This is a genomic window from Streptomyces sp. NPDC050211 (assembly GCF_040656035.1).
Taxonomy (GTDB): domain Bacteria; phylum Actinomycetota; class Actinomycetes; order Streptomycetales; family Streptomycetaceae; genus Streptomyces.
The window spans coordinates 22,320-40,178 of sequence record NZ_JBFALC010000025.1 but is presented as its reverse complement, the minus strand read 5'-3'; the positions used below and the strand labels follow the sequence as shown (position 1 = coordinate 40,178).

The following is a 17,859-nucleotide window of genomic DNA, read 5'->3' as shown; positions in this document are numbered from 1 at the left end:
GCGGACATCACACCGCCTCCGCGACACGCGAGCTCGAGGTCAAAGTCGAGTCCGAGTCCGAGGTCGAGTTCGAGGTCAGCGTCAGGAACGCGTCCTCAAGCGACGCCGGCGCCACCTCCAGCCCACGGACCGCGCCCAGCGCCGCCAGCGCGATCACGGTCGCGTCCGAGTCGTCGGTGCGCAGCCGCGCCCGGCCCCCGCGCACCTCCACCGACCGCACCCCGGGCAGCGACTCCAGGTCCAGGTCCGGTCCTGCCCGTACACCCGGCACATCCACCGCCACGACACTGCCGCCGACCGCCCGTTTCAGCTGCTCGCCCGAGCCGTCCGCGACGATCCGGCCGTGGTCGACGACGAGGATCCGGTCGGCATACGCGTCCGCCTCCTCCAGGTGGTGCGTGGAGAACAGGACGGTGTGGCCGCGGCGCGCATACGCCCGTATCGAGCGCCAGAAGGACTGGCGGGCCTCCACGTCCAGGGCGGCCGTAGGCTCGTCCAGCACGATGAGGGCAGGGTTTCCGGCGAGCGCGACCGCGAACCGCACCCGCTGCGTCTGGCCGCCGGAGAGCCGGTCCACCCGTCGCTCCGCCAACTCGGCGAGTCCGGCCAGCTCCAGGGCCTGGTCGACCGGGAGCGGGGCGGGGTAGCGGGCGGCCACGAAGGAGACCAGTTCGCGCACGGTGACCCGGGGCACCGCCCGCGCCTCCTGGAGCATCGCCCCCACCCTGCCCGCCCGCACCGACCGCTCCGGAGGCCCGCCGAAGAGTTCCACCGTGCCCTCGTCAGGCTCGTTCAGGCCGAGCAGCAGCGAGATCGCCGTCGACTTGCCGGCACCGTTGCGGCCGAGCAGCGCGACCGTCTCGCCGTGCGTGATCTCCAGATCGAGGCCGTCGACGGCCCGTACCGCACCGAAGCTCTTGACCGCCCCCGCGAAGGACACGGCCGCCCCCGTGAAGTCCCCGGCATGTTCTGTCTGCGTCATGACCTCGACGCTACGGACCCGCCACACCGGCAGGGCAGATGCGCTTGTACGGACTCCCACGGGACAAATGTCATGGCCCAACCGGCTCCGCACAGGTCTGACCCGGCCCCGCACATGTCTGACACCCTGTCAGGAGTCTTCACAACTTCAGAGCCCTGGGCTATACAGAGGTCGCCGGACTGGAACGCGTTCTAGGTCGGCCAGTGAACGACCTCGGTGCGGCCGACGGTGCGGACGGCCGCGCCGAGGTTCTCTGCCCGGGAGAGTCGTCAGGAGTCCTGAGCCCTATGCCCATCGACGCAGCCAAGGCGCTCGCCGCCGAACCCCGTTCCGGCGATATCGCCTGGGACCACAAGGATGTGCAGCTGTACCACCTGGGGGTGGGCGCCGGCGCCAATCCCGACAAGAAGAACCCCGCCACGGACCCCGACGAACTGCGCTACACCCTGGAGTCCCGGCTGCACGTCCTGCCGAGCTTCGCCACCGTCGCGGGCAGCGGCTCGCCCGGCGTGATCAGCAGCCTGTCCATGCCCGGCGTCGAGGTCGACCTGGCCCGTGTCCTGCACGGCGGCCAGTCCCTGACCCTCCACCGCCCGATCCCGGTCAAGGGCACCGCCACCGCCACCGGCCGGATCGCCGCCGTCTACGACAAGGGCAAGGCCGCCGTCCTCGTCATGCGCACCGAAGTCACCGACGCCGAGGGCCCGTTGTGGACCAACGACGCGCAGATCTTCGTACGCGGAGAGGGCGGGTGGGGCGGCGACCGCGGGCCGTCCGCGCGCCTCGAACCGCCCGCCGGTGAGCCGGACAAGGTCGTCGAGCGGCCGATCCGCGAGGACCAGGCCCTCCTCTACCGCCTCTCCGGCGACTGGAACCCGCTGCACGCCGACCCGGAGTTCGCCAAGGTCGCCGGGTTCGAGCGGCCCATCCTGCACGGGCTGTGCACCTACGGCATGACGCTCAAGGCGGTCGTCGACACGCTGCTCGGCGGCGACACCGCCCGCGTGCGGTCGTACGCCACACGGTTCGCCGGGGTCGTCTACCCGGGCGAGACCCTGCGCATCCGCATGTGGCGCCAGGGCGCAGATGCCGTCCGGGTCGCCGTGAGCGCGGTCGAGCGGGACGACGCGCCCGTCCTCGCCGACACCATCGTCCAGCACTCGTGAACGACGACTCATTGAACGACGTTTGAGGGGAGCCGCACCATGCGCGCAGCCGTACTGCACGAGATCGGCCAGGACAAACTCGACGTCCTCGACGACATCGAGGCGGTGGGCTTCGGCCCCGGACGGGTCAAGGTCCGGGTGCGGGCCACCGGACTGTGCCACTCGGACCTGTCCGCGATGGGCGGCGTCCTGCCACAGCCGGCGCCCTTTGTGCCCGGTCATGAGGGCGCGGGCGAGATCCTCGAAGTCGGCGACGGAGTCAGCGACTTGAGCGTCGGCGACCGGGTGGTCCTGTGCTGGCTGCCCGCCTGCGGCACCTGCCCCGCCTGCAAGCGCGGACAGACCGAGCTGTGCCTGGCCGGGTTCATGAACGCGGGCACCCCCAACTTCAAGCGCCCCGGCGGTGACGTCTTCGGCATGGCGGGCACCGGCACCTTCACCGAGGAGGTCGTCGTCGACGCCCGGTGCGCGGTGCCGATCCCGGACGACGTGCCCTTCGACATCGCCGCGCTCATCGGCTGTGGCGTGACGACAGGGCTGGGCGCGGCCCTCAACACGGCCGATGTGGAGGCCGGTTCGTCGGTCGCCGTGATCGGGTGCGGCGGGGTCGGGGTCTCCGCCATCCAGGGGGCCCGGCTGAAGGGCGCCGCCGAGATCGTCGCCGTCGACCCGGTCGCCTCGCGCCGCGAGTCCGCGCTCAAGTTCGGTGCCACGAAGGCGGTTTCGCCGGACGAGCTGCCCGACGTCAAGCAGAACGTCACCGCCGGCGAGGGCTTCGACTACGTCTTCGAGGTCGTCGGCAAGGCCGCCACCGCCCGCACCGCCTACGAGAACACCCGCCGTGGCGGCACCCTCGTCGTCGTCGGCGCGGGCGCCATGGACGACTTCCTCCAGCTCAACATGTTCGAGCTGTTCTTCGACGAGAAGCGCATCCTGCCGTCCATGTACGGCGGCGGCGACGTCCTGCGCTCCTACGAGCGGACGATCTCGCTGTGGCGGGCCGGCCGGATCGACCTGGAGGGACTGATCACGCACCGCGTCCCCTTCGCCGACATCAACGAGGCCCTCGACCAGATGCGGACGGGCACGGCGCTGCGCACGTGCATAGAGATCTGACCCCCTCTCTCGACCCCCTCCCTCTCGACTCCCCTCTCGCGAAAGGACCTTGATGTCACTGCCACTTGAGGGCCTGTCGGCCGTCGTCACCGGCGCCGGACGCGGACTGGGCCGGGCCGAGGCGCTGGAACTCGCCCGGCTCGGCGCGGCCGTCGTCGTCAACGACTACGGACAGCCCGGCCGCGACGGCTCCGGCGAGGCGTCCGCCGCCCCCGCCGAGGAGGTCGCCGCCGAGATCCGCAAGGCAGGCGGCACGGCACTGGCGCATGTGGGCGACGTCGCCGACTTCCAACAGGCCCGCGCACTCGTGGAGTTGGCGATCGAGGAGTTCGGCAAGCTGGACATCCTCGTCAACAACGCGGGCATCCTGCGCGACCGTATGGTCTTCTCCATGACCGAGGACGAGTGGGACTCGGTGATACGGGTCCACCTCAAGGGCCACTTCAACACCACCCACTTCGCCTCCGCGCACTGGCGCGAGCGCTCCAAGGCGTCGGGCGCACCGGTCTACGGGCGGATCGTGAACACCTCCTCGGAGGCCTTCCTCGCCGGCTCCGCCGGACAGCCCAACTACGCGGCCGCAAAAGGCGGAATCGTCGGCCTCACCACCTCCACGGCCCTCGCCCTGGCCAAGTACGGCGTGACGGCCAACGCGATCTGCCCGCGCGCCCGCACCCGGATGACGGAGGACGTTTTCCCCGACGCGTCCGACGGCGGTCTCGACCCCCTCGCCCCCGAGCATGTCGCCCCCCTCGTCGGCTACCTGGCCTCCCCGGCCGCCGCCCGCGTCAACGGCCAGCTGCTCGTCGTCCACGGCGGCATGGTCGCGATCGTCGAACGCCCGTGTGTCCAGGCCCAGTTCGACAGCAAGCAGGAGACCTTCACATACGACGAGTTGGACGCCGTACTCACGCAGCACTACGCGGACACGAAGGGCGAGACGTTCGCAGCGACAGAAGTGCTCGGTCTCAAACGCCAGTAGCCCGTTCTACGACAACGGCCCCGCCCGTCCACTGGACGAGCGGGGCCGATCGACCTACCGTCAGGCAGCCGTCTCGGTCTGCTGCTCCACCGGCTTGCGATGACGGCCGCGTGGGGCCGTCTCACCCTCGTGGGACGAGACCGGACCCCGGTGCTTGCCGCGACCGGCGGACTCCTGGGTCTGGGCAGGCTGCTGGGTCGTAGTGGCGTCACTCATCGGAAGAAATTCACCCCGTCAACATGATCCTTCTTACAGCCGGGCAAGCGTAACCAGCACCCCACGCACCGAATCCAGCCGCACACGCCAACCGCCACGAATTCGTTACTCGGCGGCCATACGTCCCGTAAGTGGAGCCTGCTGCAACGGGATGGGACGTTGTGGCTCCGCGGGTTGTGCCGGGTCCTGTTGGTGATTCTCTGCGGCTTCGTCGTGGCTGGTCGCGCAGTTCCCCGCGCCCCTTTGGGGCGCCTCCCATCGCGCCAATCCGCAGGGCACCGTCCGGGTCGCATACGGCAGTTGCAGCACCCCGTCCCGCGTGAACATCCCCGCCCCCGCCAACCACCCCTCGGGCCCCGGAAGATGACGTACCCGACGCTCGCTCGGCCGCCACAGACCCAGCCAGCTGCTCACCGGCCCGTCGACGCGGAACGCCACCGCACAGCTCTCCGGCATCAGCATCTGCCCCGGCTGGACGGCGAACGGGGTGACCGTGCAGTCCGCCACCCGCAGGCTCTCCGGGAACCGCACCGGCAGCGTGCTGCCCAGCACCCCCCAGCCCAGCCGGGCCTGCCCCGGTGAGGGCGCGTCGGAGCTGATCAGCAGCAGTCCGCTGTCGGGGTCGGCGAGCAGCAGCCGGTCGTCGCTGTCCGCGGCGATCTGCAGCAGCGGCGACACCTCGCCGCCGCGCTCCAGGTCGACGACGACGGTCTTGGTCCGCCCGCCGACCTCCCGGTCGAGGGCCAGTATCCGCCCCGTGCGGTCCAGCCACACCCCGCCCGAGCAGCGCCCGGGGATCTCGGCGAGCTGCTCGGGCCCGAAGGCACCGCCCGCCACCAGCCACACCGCGCTGGAACGCCGGCCCACGGCGAGGGCATACGCCTTGTCGCCGCCCGGCGCGGGCGGCAGCAGCCGCAGCCGGGAGCCGGGGTCCGGGCACTCCACGGCCCCCAGCGGCAGCTCACCGGTGCCGGGTCCGGTCGGGTAGAGCAGCGCGAAGACATGCCGTCCGTCCGTGAGGCGCCGGATCAGGACCCGGCCGTCGCTCATCGGCTGCACCTCGGTGCCGGGTTCCTCGGGCTGGTTGCCGGGCAGCGGCACGGCGTACGGCTCGGGTCCGTCCAGGGTCCAGCGCTCCGGGAACAGGGAGTCGCCGTCCGCGGCGAGGCGTGCGGCGTAGCAGCCGTCCACGGTGATCGCGCACCCCGGCGGCGGGGTCGGGTCGTCCTCGTTCTCCGCGGTGGGTTCGATCGCACAGGCCGTCATCGGTCGATCACCTCCGGCGACGAAGCTAGTTTTCGCACGCACAGACGGGGGACCGCCGGGCCCCCGTTTCACACATAAGGATGGCGACGATTCGATTCGCCTGAGGAAACGGGGGCGGATGTGCTGGACGGGGCGGCGGCCCAGGTGGGGCCCCGGCGCAGGTTCAGTGGCACAGAACCTCCAGGTAGCCTTTGGCGTGTGCCCCGTCTGTCTGAAGTCATCGCCGCGCTGGAGAACCTGTGGCCCGCCGAGCGGGCCGAGTCCTGGGACGCGGTCGGCACCGTCGTGGGCGACCCTGGCCAGGAGGTCGTGAGGGTCCTCTTCGCCGTCGACCCGGTCCAGGAGATCGTCGACGAGGCCGTGAAGCTGGACGCAGACCTGCTGGTCACCCACCACCCGCTCTACCTTCGCGGTACGACGACGGTCGCGGCGTCCCACTTCAAGGGCCGCGTGGTGCACACCCTGATCAAGAACGACATCGCGCTGCACGTCGCCCACACCAACGCCGACACCGCCGACCCGGGCGTCTCCGACGCGCTCGCCGGCGCCCTTGACCTGCGGGTCGTACGACCCCTCGTGCCGGACCCGACCGACCCGTCCGGGCGTCGGGGCCTCGGCCGGATCTGCGAGCTGGACCACCCGCTGCCCCTGCGCGAGTTCGCTGCGAAGGCCGCCGAACGCCTGCCCGCCACCGCGCAGGGCATCCGCGTCGCGGGCGACCCCGAGGCGGTCGTACGGACGATCGCGGTCAGCGGCGGCTCCGGCGACGGCCTCTTCGACGACGTACGTGCGTCCGGTGTCGACGCCTTCCTCACCGCGGACCTGCGACACCACCCGGTGTCCGAGGCCCGCGCCCACAGTCCTCTCGCGCTGCTCGACGCAGCGCACTGGGCCACCGAGTGGCCCTGGTGCGAGCTGGCAGCAGCCCAGCTCGACGAGATCTCCGACCGGAATGGCTGGGACCTGCGCGTCCATGTGTCCAAGACGGTCACCGACCCGTGGACCATCCACTCACCGTCAATGGGAGCCCCCAACTGAACGCCGCGCCCGCCGACCAGATCCGACTCCTCGACGTCCAGGACCTCGACGTCCGCCTCCAGCAGCTCACCCACAAGAGGCGGTCGCTCCCCGAGCACGCCGAGATCGAGTCGCTGACCAAGGACCTCACCCAGCTGCGCGACCTGCTCGTGGCCGCGCAGACCGAGGAGAGCGACTGCGCCCGCGAGCAGATCAAGGCCGAGCAGGACGTCGACCAGGTGCGCCAGCGCGCCGTCCGCGACCAGCAGCGCCTCGACTCCGGCGCCGTCACCTCCCCCAAGGACCTGGAGAACCTCCAGCGCGAGATCGCCTCCCTCGCCAAGCGCCAGGGCGACCTCGAGGACGTCGTCCTGGAGGTCATGGAGCGCCGCGAGTCCGCACAGGAGCGGGTCGCCGAGCTGACCGAGCGGGTCTCCTCCGTCCAGGCGAAGATCGACGACGCGACGGCCCGCCGGGACGCTGCGTTCGAGTCGCTGGACGGCGATATCGCCTCGGCGACCAAGGAGCGCGAGGTCATCGCCGGGTCCGTCCCCGCCGATCTGCTCAAGCTCTACGAGAAGCTGCGCGAGCAGCAGGGCGGGGTCGGCGCGGCCAAGCTCTACCAGCGCACCTGCCAGGGCTGCCGCCAGGAGCTGTCCATCACCGACATCAACGAGATCCGCGCCGCCGCGCCGGACACGGTGGTCCGGTGCGAGAACTGCCGGCGCATTCTGGTGCGTACGTCCGAGTCGGGCCTCTAGGGCCTCTAGGAGCCTTTCCGGTGCGGGAGTTCATCGTCGAGGCCGACGGCGGGTCACGGGGCAACCCCGGGCCCGCGGGCTACGGAGCCGTGGTGACCGACGCGGCGACCGGGGAGACGCTGGCGGAGACGTCCGAGTACCTCGGCATCGCGACGAACAACGTCGCCGAGTACCGGGGGCTGCTGGCCGGCCTGCGCGCCGCCCACGCCCTCGACCCGGCCGCCACGGTCCACGTCCGCATGGACTCCAAGCTCGTCGTCGAGCAGATGTCGGGCCGCTGGAAGATCAAGCACCCTGCCATGAAGCCGCTGGCCGCGCAGGCGGCGGCGGTGTTCGGGGCGGGGCAGGTGACGTATGAGTGGATTCCGCGAGAGCTGAACAGACGGGCGGACCGGTTGGCGAACGAGGCGATGGACACGGGTGGTTCCGCCAGTTCTCTGCGCCGGGGAGTGGCGGAGGGGCCGGGCGGCGCGGAGGGCCTGGGTGGCGGAGCCGCGAAGGCTGATGCCGATGTCCGTGCCGCGCGGAATGTGGCGACGCCGAGTGTCGGGTGGGGTGGCGCCGACCTTGGTGCGCCCGCGACGTTCGTGCTGCTGAGGCACGGCGAAACGCTCCTGACGCCGCAGAAGCGTTTCTCGGGGCGTGGCGGTACCGACCCGTCGTTGTCCGACGTCGGCAGGGAACAGGCCGAACGCGTGGCGGCCGCTCTCGCCCGGCGCGGGACGATCGAGACCGTCCTCGCGTCCCCCCTCGCCCGCACCCGAGAGACCGCCGGAATCGTCGCCGCCCGCCTGGGCCTGGACGTCACCATCGAGGACGGGCTGATCGAGACGGACTTCGGCGCCTGGGAGGGCCTCACGTTCGCCGAGGTGCAGGAGCGCTACCCCGACGACCTGAACGCCTGGCTCGCCTCCCCGGACGCCGAACCGACCGGCGGCGGCGAGAGCTTCGTGGCGACGGCGACACGGATCGCGGCCACGAGGGACAAGCTGGTGGCGGCGTACACCGGCCACACGGTGCTGCTGGTCACCCACGTCACACCGATCAAGACGCTCGTACGACTCGCCCTCGGCGCCCCGCCCGAGTCCCTGTTCCGCATGGAACTCTCGGCGGCCTCACTGTCGGCGGTGGCGTACTACGCGGACGGCAACGCGAGCGTACGGCTGCTCAACGACACGTCGCACCTGCGCTGAGCGCCGCCGCCTCACGGGCCAGTGACTCGATCCGCCCCCAGTCGCGCGCGGCCACCGCATCCTCCGGAAGCATCCAAGTCCCGCCCACACAGCCGACGTTGGGCAACGCCAGATACTCCGGAGCCGACGCGAGCCCGATCCCCCCGGTCGGGCAGAACCGCGCCTGCGGCAACGGCCCGGCGAGCGACTTCAGATAGGCCGTACCGCCCGCCGCCTGCGCCGGAAAGAACTTCATCTCCGTCACCCCCCGCTCCAGCAGCGCCACGACCTCCGACGTCGTCGACACCCCCGGCAGGAACGGCACCCCGGCCGCCCGCATCGCCTCCAGCAGTACGTCCGTCCAGCCCGGGCTCACCAGAAACCGCGCCCCGGCGGCTATGGACTCGTTCACCTGCTCCGGCGTGATCACCGTCCCCGCCCCCACCACCGCGTCCGGCACCTCCCCGGCCATGGCCCGGATCGCGTCCAGCGCGACCGGCGTCCGCAGCGTCACCTCGATCGCCGGCAGCCCACCCGCGACCAGCGCCCGCGCGAGCGGAACGGCGTCGGCGGCGTCCTGCACGACGACGACGGGGACGACGGGGGCGAGATCGAGGAGGGAGGCGCTCATGCTGAGTATCGTGCCGGTGGGACGCATCATGCGCAAAGGCAGTTGCGCATATTGCAACGACCCAAGATCGATGATCAGTGAATCTCGTCCACCAGCACATCCAGCGCCCAAGCCGCCCCCGCCTTCACCGGCGGCTCCGCCTCCACCACATACCCGAGGTCCCGCAGCGCCTCCACCAGCTCGGCCGGCCCCTTAGGCGCCACCCCGCCCGCCAGCAGACTCCGTACGATCCGCCCCTTAGTCGCCTTGTTGAAGTGGCTGACCACCTTCCGCGTCGGCGCATGCAGCACCCGCACGGTCGCCGTCCGCCCGGCCACCTCACCCTTCGGCTTCCAGGCAGCCGCATACGCGGAGGACCGCAGATCCAGCACCAGCCCGCCCCCGGCGACCTCGGGCAGAACGTCGGCCATCGGCGCACGCCAGTGCGCGCCCAGCGCCCCGAGCCCCGGCAGCTTCACACCCATCGAGCAGCGGTACGAGGGAATCCGGTCCGTCACCCGCACGGCACCCCACAACCCCGAGAAGACCAGCAGAGAGCGCCCCGCCCGCCGCTTCGCCGCCGTATCGAGGGAGGCCAGGTCCAGAGCGTCGTACAACACACCGGTGTAGATCTCCCCGGCGGACCGCGTCCCCGCCGTCCGCAACTCCGTGTTCTTGGCGACCTCGCCCTGCAGCCCCTCACTCAGCCCGAGCACCTCACGAGCCTTCTCCTCGTCCCCCGCGCACAGCTCGACGAGTTCGCCAAGAACGGCCTCACGGGCCGGCGTGAGGCCGGGCAGCGACAGCGACTCCAGCTTCAGCGGGGCGCCACGGCCGGACGAGGCCTTGCCTTCGGAAGGCGGCAGCAGGACGAGCACGGGTTCTCCTTGTGTATCGGGCTTCGCGACAGCGTACGGCGTGCTTCGGAAGGGCTTCGCAACGGCGTACGGCGAGCTTCGGCAGAGCTCTGCAACGGCGTACGGCGTACTTCGGCAGGGCTCCGCACCGGCGTACAGGCCGAATTGTGCCTAGGCTCGTGGGTATGCCCCGCCGCCACATCCGCGTGACCGGCGCCCCCGAAGCCCCCCTCCGGGCCGCCCTCACCGCGCTGCGAACCGAACTAGGCGTCTCCGAGAGCTTCCCGCCCGAAGCCGTCCCGGCCACACCCGCCGTGCCGGAGTACGACGCCACCGACATCCCGCTCTTCACCATCGACCCGCCCACCTCCACCGACCTCGACCAGGCGATGCACCTCTCCCGCCAGGGCACCGGCTACCGCGTCCGGTACGCCATCGCCGACGTCGCCGCCTTCGTCGTACCCGGGTCACCGCTGGACCTGGAGACCCATCGCCGAGTGACCACCCTGTACTTCCCGGACGGGAAGATCCCGCTGCACCCGGTGCTGCTGAGCGAGGGAGCGGCAAGCCTGCTCCCGGACCAGCTCCGCCCGGCCGCCCTGTGGACCATCGACCTCGACGCGGACGGCCGCACGCTCGCCGTCGACGTCCGCCGGGCCCTGGTCCGCAGCCGCGCCAAGCTGGACTACGCGGGAGTGCAACGGCAGATCGACTCGGGTGCGGCGGAGGAACCGCTCGCGCTGCTCAAGGAGATCGGGGAGGCGAGGGAGCGCCTGGAGATCGAACGCGGCGGCATCTCGCTCACCGTGCCCGAGCAGGAGATCGTGGAGCGCGACCACACCTACGAGCTGAACTACCGCGCCCCACTCCCGGCCGACGGCTGGAACGCCCAGATCTCCCTGCTCACGGGGATGGCGGCCGCGGATCTGATGCTGGGTGCCGGCACCGGCGTACTCCGCACCCTGCCCGCCGCCCCCGACGGCGCCGTCGGCCGCCTCCGCCGTACCGCACACGCCCTGCACATCGACTGGCCGCACCACGTCTCGTACGCCGCCCTGATCCGCTCCCTCGACCCGCACCGCCCGCACCACGCGGCGTTCCTGCTCGAGTGCACGACGCTGCTGCGAGGCGCGGGCTACACGGTCTTCCGGAACGGGCTCCTGCCCGACATCACGACGCACTCCGCGGTCGCGGCCCCCTACGCCCACTGCACGGCCCCCCTCCGCCGCCTCGCCGACCGCTACGCCACCGAGATCTGCCTGGCGACAGTTTCCGGAGGCGCTGTGCCCGACTGGGTACTCGCCGCCCTCGACACCCTCCCCAAGGAGATGGCCGACGGCACGCGGAGGGCGGGCCAGGTGGAGCGTGCCTGCGTGGACATCGTGGAGGCGGCGCTGCTCAAGGACCGGGTGGGGGAGGTCTTCGACGGGTGCGTGGTGGACGTGGAGGAACGCCGTCCGAGGGTGGGGAAGATCCAATTGGAGTCCCCGGCGGTAGTCGCCCCCATCGAGAGCGACACCGAGCCCCTGCCCCTCGGCGAACGCCTCCGCGTACGGCTCACCCAAGCGGATCCGGCAGCGGCGAGGGTGCGTTTCGCGCCTGCGTGATCGCTTGCTTGGTTGTTCGTACGAGGCGGTCGGCGTCGTCGGCGTGCAGCCGGACGAGTTGGACCCTCCGTTGCCGCCCGAAGAAGGTGAAGTGGGTGATGGGTTCGGTGAGTTCGATCGTGACATCGGTCTGCGAGCCCACGGGGATGTCGAGTTCACCGTCGGTGCGCTGGTGGGTGGTCCGCAACTCCCGTCGTATGGAAGCGATGTGGGTGACGGGGATGCGCAGATCGACGTGGGCGGCGTAACGGACGTGGAGTGAGCCGTCGTTGAGTACGTGGGGCCGTACGACCGAGGCGGCGTGCAGGCCGACGATGATGACGACGCCGTACACGTCCAGGACGAGCACGATCCGCTCGACGGTCGGCCAGTGACGCAGCAGAACGGACATGGTCACCGTCTCGATCATGCACACGAACGCGAACCCGAACATCACCGCACCCTGCCCGCGCGCATACCCGAAGGCCTGCCCGCCGCCGCCCGTCCCGTGGCGTCGCCTGGTGGCCCACAGCACGAGGCTGACGAGCAGCCGCAGCTCGTGCCGGAGGAGGGAGCGAGCGATCCGCATGCTCATCCTCATGGCCGCCCCTCCTCTTTCCCGGTCACGATCCGCAGCGCGCGCCGGATCGCCTCGGCCTGCGCGGGGGCGAAGTCGGCATAGAAGGCGCGCAGGAAGCTGTCGTCATGGTCGATGTCGACGTCGTCGGGGAGCAGCTCGCGGGGGATGCAGTCGGCGAGGGCGCGGGCGGCCTCGTCCACGCGGGGGTCGTCTGTGGGGGCGTCGGCGAGGGCGTCGAGGAGGGCGTAGACCGCGAGGGCCTGTTCGACGCCGCCGGGTGTGGCCAGGGCGCTGCCGAGCAGACCCATCAGCCGCTCCCGTTCCTCCGGGTGGGCCGTGGTCTCGATGAGCGCGAGCATCTCGCGGTCCTTGGCGGCCATGGGAGAGTCGGTGGGATGGGCCATCTCGGCGAACAGCGCGGCCAGTTCGGGCGAGACGGGCCCTTCGGCGGGCAGCTCCTCCGCGGAGTCGAGGAGGGCACGGAGCCGCGCCCGGCGCTCCCGGATGGCCGCTTCCTGCCGGGCCAGATCCTCGTCCAGCTCGGTGAGCACCTCGGCGAGGTCCCGGCCCGCGTCGTCCGCGAGAACGTCCCGCACCTCCGTGAGCCCCAGCCCCAGCTCGGTCAGCCGCCGGATCCGGGCGAGGATGACGGCGTGGCGCAGGGTGTAGTTCCGGTAGCCGTTCGACAGCCGCTCCGGCTCGGGCAGCAGGCCCAGGTGGTGGTAGTGCCGCACGGTGCGCGTGGTGACGCCGACGGCTGTGGCGAGTTCTCCGATCCGCATGGCTTCAGTAGAGACGTTGACGTTGCGGCAGGGTCAAGTGACCACGGACTTTCTCCGGCCTCCTCGGCGTTGCACCTCTCTGGGGGTGTGAGATGAGCGCACGGGAACAGGGGACGGGGGTGTGAGATGAGTGCACGGGAACAGGCGACCTGGACCAGGGCACGGCTCGGCCGCTGCGGCCCACCGCTCGACCTGCTCACCGCCCGCTTCGACCGGCACGTCTACGCCTCGCACACGCACGAGGAATTCAGCATCGGCATCTGCGTCGGCGGCTCCGAGGTCATCGACTATCGGGGTGACCACCTCCGCCCCGGCCCGGGCTCCATCGTCGTACTCGCCCCCGGCGAGATGCACACCGGCCGCCCCGCCGCGTCAGACGGCTACGCCTACCGAGCCCTGTACCCCGACCCCTCCCTCCTCACCGAAGGCACCCTCGGCGACGGCCTCCCGTACTTCCGCGAGCCCCTCCTCGACGACCCCGAACTAGCCACCGCCCTCCACCGCGCCCACACCGAACTCAGCGCCTGCCCCGACCCGTTGGAGGCCGAGTCCCGCCTCCCATGGCTGCTCACGGCGCTGGCCCGCCGCCACTCGACGTCCCGAGCGGCGAACGACGTCGTGCCCGGTGCCGCGCACATCGCCCACGTCGTACGAGACCGGCTCGCCGACGAGCTCCTGGCGCCCCCCTCCCTCGCCGAGCTCGCCGCCGACCTGGGGCTGTCCCGCTACCAGCTCCTCCGGGCCTTCCGTACGACGATGGGGATACCGCCGTACGCCTGGCTGGCCCAGCACCGGGTCGGCCGGGCCCGCGGACTGCTGGAGTCCGGACTGCGGCCGGGCGAGGTCGCGGGGATGGTGGGCTTCGCCGACCAGGCACACCTCACCCGCTGGTTCCGGCGGGTGCTGGGGGTGACGCCGGCGGCGTACCGCAACAGCGTTCAAGACGGGCGCCGCTGATCCGGTGAGCATGGCCGCATGACTGCACGCGGCTGGTTTCTGTTCTCCCTGATGGGAGTGGTCTGGGGCATCCCCTACCTGCTGATCAAGGTGGCGGTGGAGGCGGACTTGTCCCCGTCGATGGTGGTGTTCACGCGCTGCGCGTTGGGCGCCGCGCTCCTCCTGCCCTTCGCTCTGCGCCAGGGCGGCCTGCCCGCCACGATACGGACGCACTGGCGCCCGATGCTGGCCTTCGCCTGCATCGAGATCATCGGCCCTTGGTGGACCCTGACCGACGCCGAACGCCACCTGTCCAGCTCCACGGCGGGCCTGCTGATCGCAGGCGTCCCGATCGTGGGCCTGGCCTTGGCCCGCTTCTTCGGCGACACGGAGAGGCTGGGAGTACGGCGTGCGACGGGCCTCGCGCTGGGATTGGCCGGCGTGGGAGTGCTCACAGTCCCGCACCTGACCGGCGGCGACGCCCGCTCGCTGGCCGAGGTGTTCGTCACGGTGATCGGCTACGCGACGGCCCCCCTGATCGCCGCGCGCTACCTCAAGGACGTCCCGACCCTCCAGCTCATCGCCCCTTGCCTGGCCCTCGCGGCCCTGGTCTACGCGCCTGCGGCGGCGGTGACCAGGCCGCCCGAGATGCCCTCGGCTTCGGTCCTGGCCGCACTGGCCGCCCTGGGGGTCATCTGCACCGCGGTCGCCTTCGTGGCCTTCCTGGAGCTGATCAAGGAGGCGGGCCCGACGCGGGCGACGGTCTTCACGTACGTCAACCCGGCGGTCGCGGTGGCAGCGGGCGCGATCTTCCTGGACGAGCCGCTGACGGCAGGCATCGTCGCGGCCTTCACGCTGATCCTGGCGGGCTCGGTGCTGGCGACGTCGGCGGCGGGCCCGCGGAAGGGATCGAGGAAGGCCCCACGCCCGGTAGCATGGTCGACACGGCAGACGAGCCGGGCGGACGGCCGCGTGGAGGTTCCTATGGACCTCCCCGAGGAACGTCCGGGCTCCACAGGGCAGGGTGGTGGCTAACGGCCACCCGGGGTGACCCGCGGGACAGTGCCACAGAAAGCAAACCGCCCAGCGCTTCGGCGCTGGGTAAGGGTGAAACGGTGGTGTAAGAGACCACCAGCGCCTGAGGCGACTCAGGCGGCTAGGTAAACCCCACCCGGAGCAAGGTCAAGAGGAGCCGCCTCTTCGAAAGAAGGACGACTCTGCGCGGACGTTCGAGGGCTGCCCGCCCAAGTCCGCGGGTAGACCGCACGAGGCCGGCGGCAACGCCGGTCCTAGATGGATGGCCGTCGCCCCGACGACCGCGAGGTCCCGGGGCACAGAACCCGGCGTACAGCCTGACTCGTCTGCCGCTCTTTATTTTCGCAGGTCAAATGCCATGTTTACTCGCTGAACAAACTGCGGGGTCGAATCCGGGGCGAATTTGTGCGCAGTGGAGCCTGTTAGAAGTGATCACTGGCGAGAGCGTCTCGCGCCAGCCGGTGTGGTCGCGGGCCGGGCCGCTGTGAAGGGGCGGGGGACTGGGGGTTCAGAAGGAGTAGGGCCCGAACCGGCCCCACATGATGACCGCGGCGACGATGAGCAGGATCGCGTTGAACCCGATGGCCTGCGGCTCCTTGCGGCGGGCGTGGAGGCCCATGGCCAGGACCATGATCACAGCCAGGCCGGTGGCGGCCAGCGGGGTGAGCACGGTGGCGATGTCGAAAGCACCTGGCAGGATCAGCCCGAGTGCGCCGGCGAGTTCGGCGACGCCGATCAGACGCACCACGGGTGTCGAGACGTCACTGACCCACGGCAGCTGGGACATGAGCTTTTCGCGGGGCTGGGTGGACTTGGTGACGCCGGCGGCCGCGAACAACGCGGCTAGGACGCCCTGCAGAATCCACAGGAACACGTTCATCCGAGCGGAAACCTTCTTCTTCGATCGCGCCGCGGCGGGGATCGCCGCGGCGGATGAGGATCGAGCGGATCAAGATTCAGCGGATCAAGATTCAACGGGGGAGAGCCGGGAGGCGTCAGCCGGTGAAGACGCGCTCGGCTTCGTCGCGCTGGGTGTGCAGGTCCCAGTAGAGAGGGGCGATGTCCTCGGCCTCGGCGGTCGGGATTTCGGGAGGGCCGCCCGCGCCGATCCACACGCCGATGGCGACGTGCGCGGCCTGGATACCGGTTCCGGCCAGCTCCTTGTGCAGGTTGAGCGCCCAGTTGCGCAGCGCCGCCTGGGCGGGGTTGACGTTGCCGAGCATCGGGATGGGGTCGACCGAGCCGGCACCGTTGGTGAAGAGCAGGGTGCCCGCGCCGGCCTCACGCATCGCGGGCAGGACGGCCTGGGTGGCGGTGATGGCGCTGCAGAGCAGGAAGTCGATCCATCCCTGTACATCGGAGGCGCTGGTCTGGGACGGGGAGGTGAGGGTCATGGAGTCGATGCTGGGAGCGGGGGAGTGCTCCAGGACGTCGATGCCGCCGAAGCGGGTGGCGGCGTCCTTGAGGGCCTGGGTCAGCGCGTCGTGGTCGCGCACGTCCGCCGGGAACGCGGCGGCGGTGATGCCCTCGGCGGTGAGCCGGCCGACGAGGTCGTCGAGCTTGGCGCGGTTGCGGGCGATGAGAGCGACGTCGTAGCCGCGGGAGCCGAAGGTGCGGGCGATGGCGAGGCCCATGCCGGGGCCGGCTCCGACGATGGCGATGCTGGGCATGGTGCAGTCCTTTCGTGTTGTGGTGGAAGCGTCTGGGGGACGGACTGGTCAGGCGACGGTGATGGCGATCTTGCCGACGGTGCCGGCGCCGAACGCGGCGAATGCCTCGGGGGCACGCTCCAGGTCGAACTCGGAGTTCACCGACACCTTGAGGGCGCCGGAGGCGACCTGCCCGGCGAGGGCGGACAGGGTGTCGGCGGTCGGGTTGGACCGGATCATGGCGGTCTGCAGCTTGCGGTCCTCCGAGGCCTCGGGGACGGTGAGGGCGGAGGCGACGGCGCCGCCGTCGCGGGTCAGCGCGGTGAGCTCGGCCAGGTCGCCGGCGAGGTGCAGCACCGCGTCCACGCCGTCCGGGGCGATCGCCCGGACCTGCGCGGTCATGTCCTGGGTGTAGTCGATGACGGTCACCTCGGCGTCGGTCAGCGCCGAGACGAAGCCGCTCTCGGAACCGGATTTGGCCGTGGCGATCACTCTCGCGCCCCAGGCAGCGGCCAGTTGTACGGCGATCGCACCCACGCCGCCGGTGGCACCGGAGATCAGCACCGTCCTGCCCTCCAGCGGGCCGAGCAGGGCGAGACCGTCGAAGGCGGCGGTGCCCGCCAGCCCGAGCGCGCCGGCGTCACGCACCAAGACCCCGTCGGGCCGGTGGGCGATGCCGATGGCAGCGGGAACGGCGACGTACTGCGCCATCGAACCGGTGCCCAGGTACGCCTTGGTGACCACGCCGAACACGGCGTCGCCGACCACGAAACCCTCGACACCCTCACCGACCGCCTTGACGGTGCCGGCGAAGTCCTTGCCGGGGATCAGCGGGAAGCGGTGCTCCATCATGCCCTGCAGATATCCGGCCGCCGTGCCCAGGTCGAAGCCGTTCACCGAGGACGCGGCCACCTTCACCAGCACCTCACCGGCCTGCGGGCGGGGCACCTCCGCCTCGGTCACCTCGGGGCTGCCGGGTACCTGCGCCAATGTCACAGCGCGCACTGATCATCAACTCCTGGGTATCGGTATCGCTCGATTCGGAAAGGGCCATCCGGTTCGTGATCCGGAAAGACCTGTCCGGTTCGCGATGTCCACGATAACACTGAAACTGGATAGGGCATTCCGATTCGGTAGACTGAGTGT

At 71.0% G+C, this 17,859-nt stretch carries 18 protein-coding genes, 1 other RNA gene and 1 pseudogene; 10 read left to right on the top strand and 10 right to left on the bottom strand.

What is annotated here, in order from left to right; all coding sequences use genetic code 11:
* Positions 1–7 precede the first annotated feature (7 nt).
* Entirely contained in the window at positions 8–982 is a 975-nt protein-coding gene (locus tag AB0I98_RS24180) for an ABC transporter ATP-binding protein (RefSeq protein WP_362944988.1), read from the bottom strand.
* A gap of 287 nt (positions 983–1,269) precedes the next feature.
* Here AB0I98_RS24180 and AB0I98_RS24175 point away from each other — a divergent pair, with 287 nt between their 5' ends.
* From AB0I98_RS24175 to AB0I98_RS24165, 3 genes are read left to right on the top strand one after another with little or no spacing between them, the layout of a single operon-like run.
* Complete coding sequence (locus AB0I98_RS24175) at positions 1,270–2,148, top strand: MaoC/PaaZ C-terminal domain-containing protein (protein WP_362944986.1); 879 nt, start codon at positions 1,270–1,272, stop codon at positions 2,146–2,148.
* 39 nt (positions 2,149–2,187) lie between these two features.
* A complete protein-coding gene (locus AB0I98_RS24170) occupies positions 2,188–3,264 on the top strand; it encodes a Zn-dependent alcohol dehydrogenase (RefSeq protein WP_362944984.1) in 1,077 nt (358 codons plus the stop codon).
* A 52-nt stretch (positions 3,265–3,316) separates the two neighbouring features.
* Positions 3,317–4,246, top strand: a complete 930-nt coding sequence (locus AB0I98_RS24165; protein WP_362944982.1) for a 3-oxoacyl-ACP reductase — start codon at positions 3,317–3,319, stop codon at positions 4,244–4,246.
* 60 nt (positions 4,247–4,306) lie between these two features.
* Here the strand turns inward: AB0I98_RS24165 and AB0I98_RS24160 are convergent, their stop codons facing one another.
* Positions 4,307–4,462 (bottom strand): hypothetical protein, encoded by a 156-nt coding sequence (locus AB0I98_RS24160; RefSeq protein ID WP_210577645.1) that lies wholly within the window; start codon positions 4,460–4,462, stop codon positions 4,307–4,309.
* A 105-nt stretch (positions 4,463–4,567) separates the two neighbouring features.
* Positions 4,568–5,728 (bottom strand): hypothetical protein, encoded by a 1,161-nt coding sequence (locus tag AB0I98_RS24155; RefSeq protein ID WP_362944980.1) that lies wholly within the window; start codon positions 5,726–5,728, stop codon positions 4,568–4,570.
* A 198-nt stretch (positions 5,729–5,926) separates the two neighbouring features.
* Between AB0I98_RS24155 and AB0I98_RS24150 the strand changes: the two genes are divergently transcribed.
* From AB0I98_RS24150 to AB0I98_RS24140, 3 genes are read left to right on the top strand one after another with little or no spacing between them, the layout of a single operon-like run.
* On the top strand, positions 5,927–6,766 hold the full coding sequence (locus AB0I98_RS24150; RefSeq protein ID WP_362944978.1) for a Nif3-like dinuclear metal center hexameric protein: 840 nt from the start codon (positions 5,927–5,929) through the stop codon (positions 6,764–6,766).
* Entirely contained in the window at positions 6,763–7,506 is a 744-nt protein-coding gene (locus AB0I98_RS24145; RefSeq protein WP_362945133.1) for a C4-type zinc ribbon domain-containing protein, read from the top strand. Before AB0I98_RS24150 ends, AB0I98_RS24145 begins: the two co-directional genes overlap by 4 nt.
* Before the next feature lie 20 nt (positions 7,507–7,526).
* Positions 7,527–8,699 (top strand): bifunctional RNase H/acid phosphatase, encoded by a 1,173-nt coding sequence (locus AB0I98_RS24140; RefSeq protein ID WP_362944977.1) that lies wholly within the window; start codon positions 7,527–7,529, stop codon positions 8,697–8,699.
* Here AB0I98_RS24140 and eda read toward each other — a convergent pair.
* Entirely contained in the window at positions 8,674–9,309 is a 636-nt protein-coding gene (eda, locus tag AB0I98_RS24135; RefSeq protein WP_362944975.1) for a bifunctional 4-hydroxy-2-oxoglutarate aldolase/2-dehydro-3-deoxy-phosphogluconate aldolase, read from the bottom strand. The genes AB0I98_RS24140 and eda overlap by 26 nt on opposite strands.
* Before the next feature lie 74 nt (positions 9,310–9,383).
* Entirely contained in the window at positions 9,384–10,166 is a 783-nt protein-coding gene (yaaA, locus tag AB0I98_RS24130) for a peroxide stress protein YaaA (protein WP_362944973.1), read from the bottom strand.
* Positions 10,167–10,330: 164 nt separating this feature from the next.
* On the opposite strand from yaaA, the gene AB0I98_RS24125 reads away from it, so the two are divergent.
* Positions 10,331–11,752 (top strand): RNB domain-containing ribonuclease, encoded by a 1,422-nt coding sequence (locus AB0I98_RS24125; RefSeq protein WP_362944971.1) that lies wholly within the window; start codon positions 10,331–10,333, stop codon positions 11,750–11,752.
* On the opposite strand, the gene AB0I98_RS24120 is transcribed toward AB0I98_RS24125, so the two are convergent.
* Together AB0I98_RS24120 and AB0I98_RS24115 are read right to left on the bottom strand one after the other, a co-directional pair.
* Complete coding sequence (locus tag AB0I98_RS24120) at positions 11,703–12,320, bottom strand: hypothetical protein (protein WP_362945131.1); 618 nt, start codon at positions 12,318–12,320, stop codon at positions 11,703–11,705. The genes AB0I98_RS24125 and AB0I98_RS24120 overlap by 50 nt on opposite strands.
* Positions 12,321–12,328: 8 nt before the next feature.
* Positions 12,329–13,093: a MerR family transcriptional regulator gene (locus tag AB0I98_RS24115; RefSeq protein ID WP_362944969.1), complete on the bottom strand. Its 765-nt coding sequence runs from the start codon at positions 13,091–13,093 to the stop codon at positions 12,329–12,331.
* A gap of 126 nt (positions 13,094–13,219) precedes the next feature.
* Here AB0I98_RS24115 and AB0I98_RS24110 point away from each other — a divergent pair, with 126 nt between their 5' ends.
* The 3 genes and pseudogenes from AB0I98_RS24110 (at position 13,220) to rnpB (ending at position 15,393) form a co-directional block, all read left to right on the top strand.
* Complete coding sequence (locus AB0I98_RS24110; RefSeq protein WP_362944967.1) at positions 13,220–14,050, top strand: AraC family transcriptional regulator; 831 nt, start codon at positions 13,220–13,222, stop codon at positions 14,048–14,050.
* An 18-nt stretch (positions 14,051–14,068) separates the two neighbouring features.
* Positions 14,069–14,851 (top strand): annotated as a pseudogene (locus AB0I98_RS24105) (DMT family transporter); the annotation flags it as partial.
* Between the two features lie 130 nt (positions 14,852–14,981).
* Positions 14,982–15,393, top strand: an RNA gene (gene rnpB / locus AB0I98_RS24100) — RNase P RNA component class A.
* A 179-nt stretch (positions 15,394–15,572) separates the two neighbouring features.
* Here rnpB and AB0I98_RS24095 read toward each other — a convergent pair.
* The 3 genes from AB0I98_RS24095 to AB0I98_RS24085 all read right to left on the bottom strand — a co-directional run bounded on the left by AB0I98_RS24095 (position 15,573) and on the right by AB0I98_RS24085 (position 17,718).
* A complete protein-coding gene (locus tag AB0I98_RS24095) occupies positions 15,573–15,944 on the bottom strand; it encodes a DoxX family protein (RefSeq protein WP_362944965.1) in 372 nt (123 codons plus the stop codon).
* A 115-nt stretch (positions 15,945–16,059) separates the two neighbouring features.
* Positions 16,060–16,734 (bottom strand): SDR family oxidoreductase, encoded by a 675-nt coding sequence (locus AB0I98_RS24090; protein WP_362944963.1) that lies wholly within the window; start codon positions 16,732–16,734, stop codon positions 16,060–16,062.
* A 48-nt stretch (positions 16,735–16,782) separates the two neighbouring features.
* The gene (locus AB0I98_RS24085; protein ID WP_362944961.1) at positions 16,783–17,718 is read right to left on the bottom strand and encodes an NADP-dependent oxidoreductase; all 936 of its coding nucleotides are present in this window, start codon (positions 17,716–17,718) and stop codon (positions 16,783–16,785) included.
* Positions 17,719–17,859: the final 141 nt, after the last annotated feature.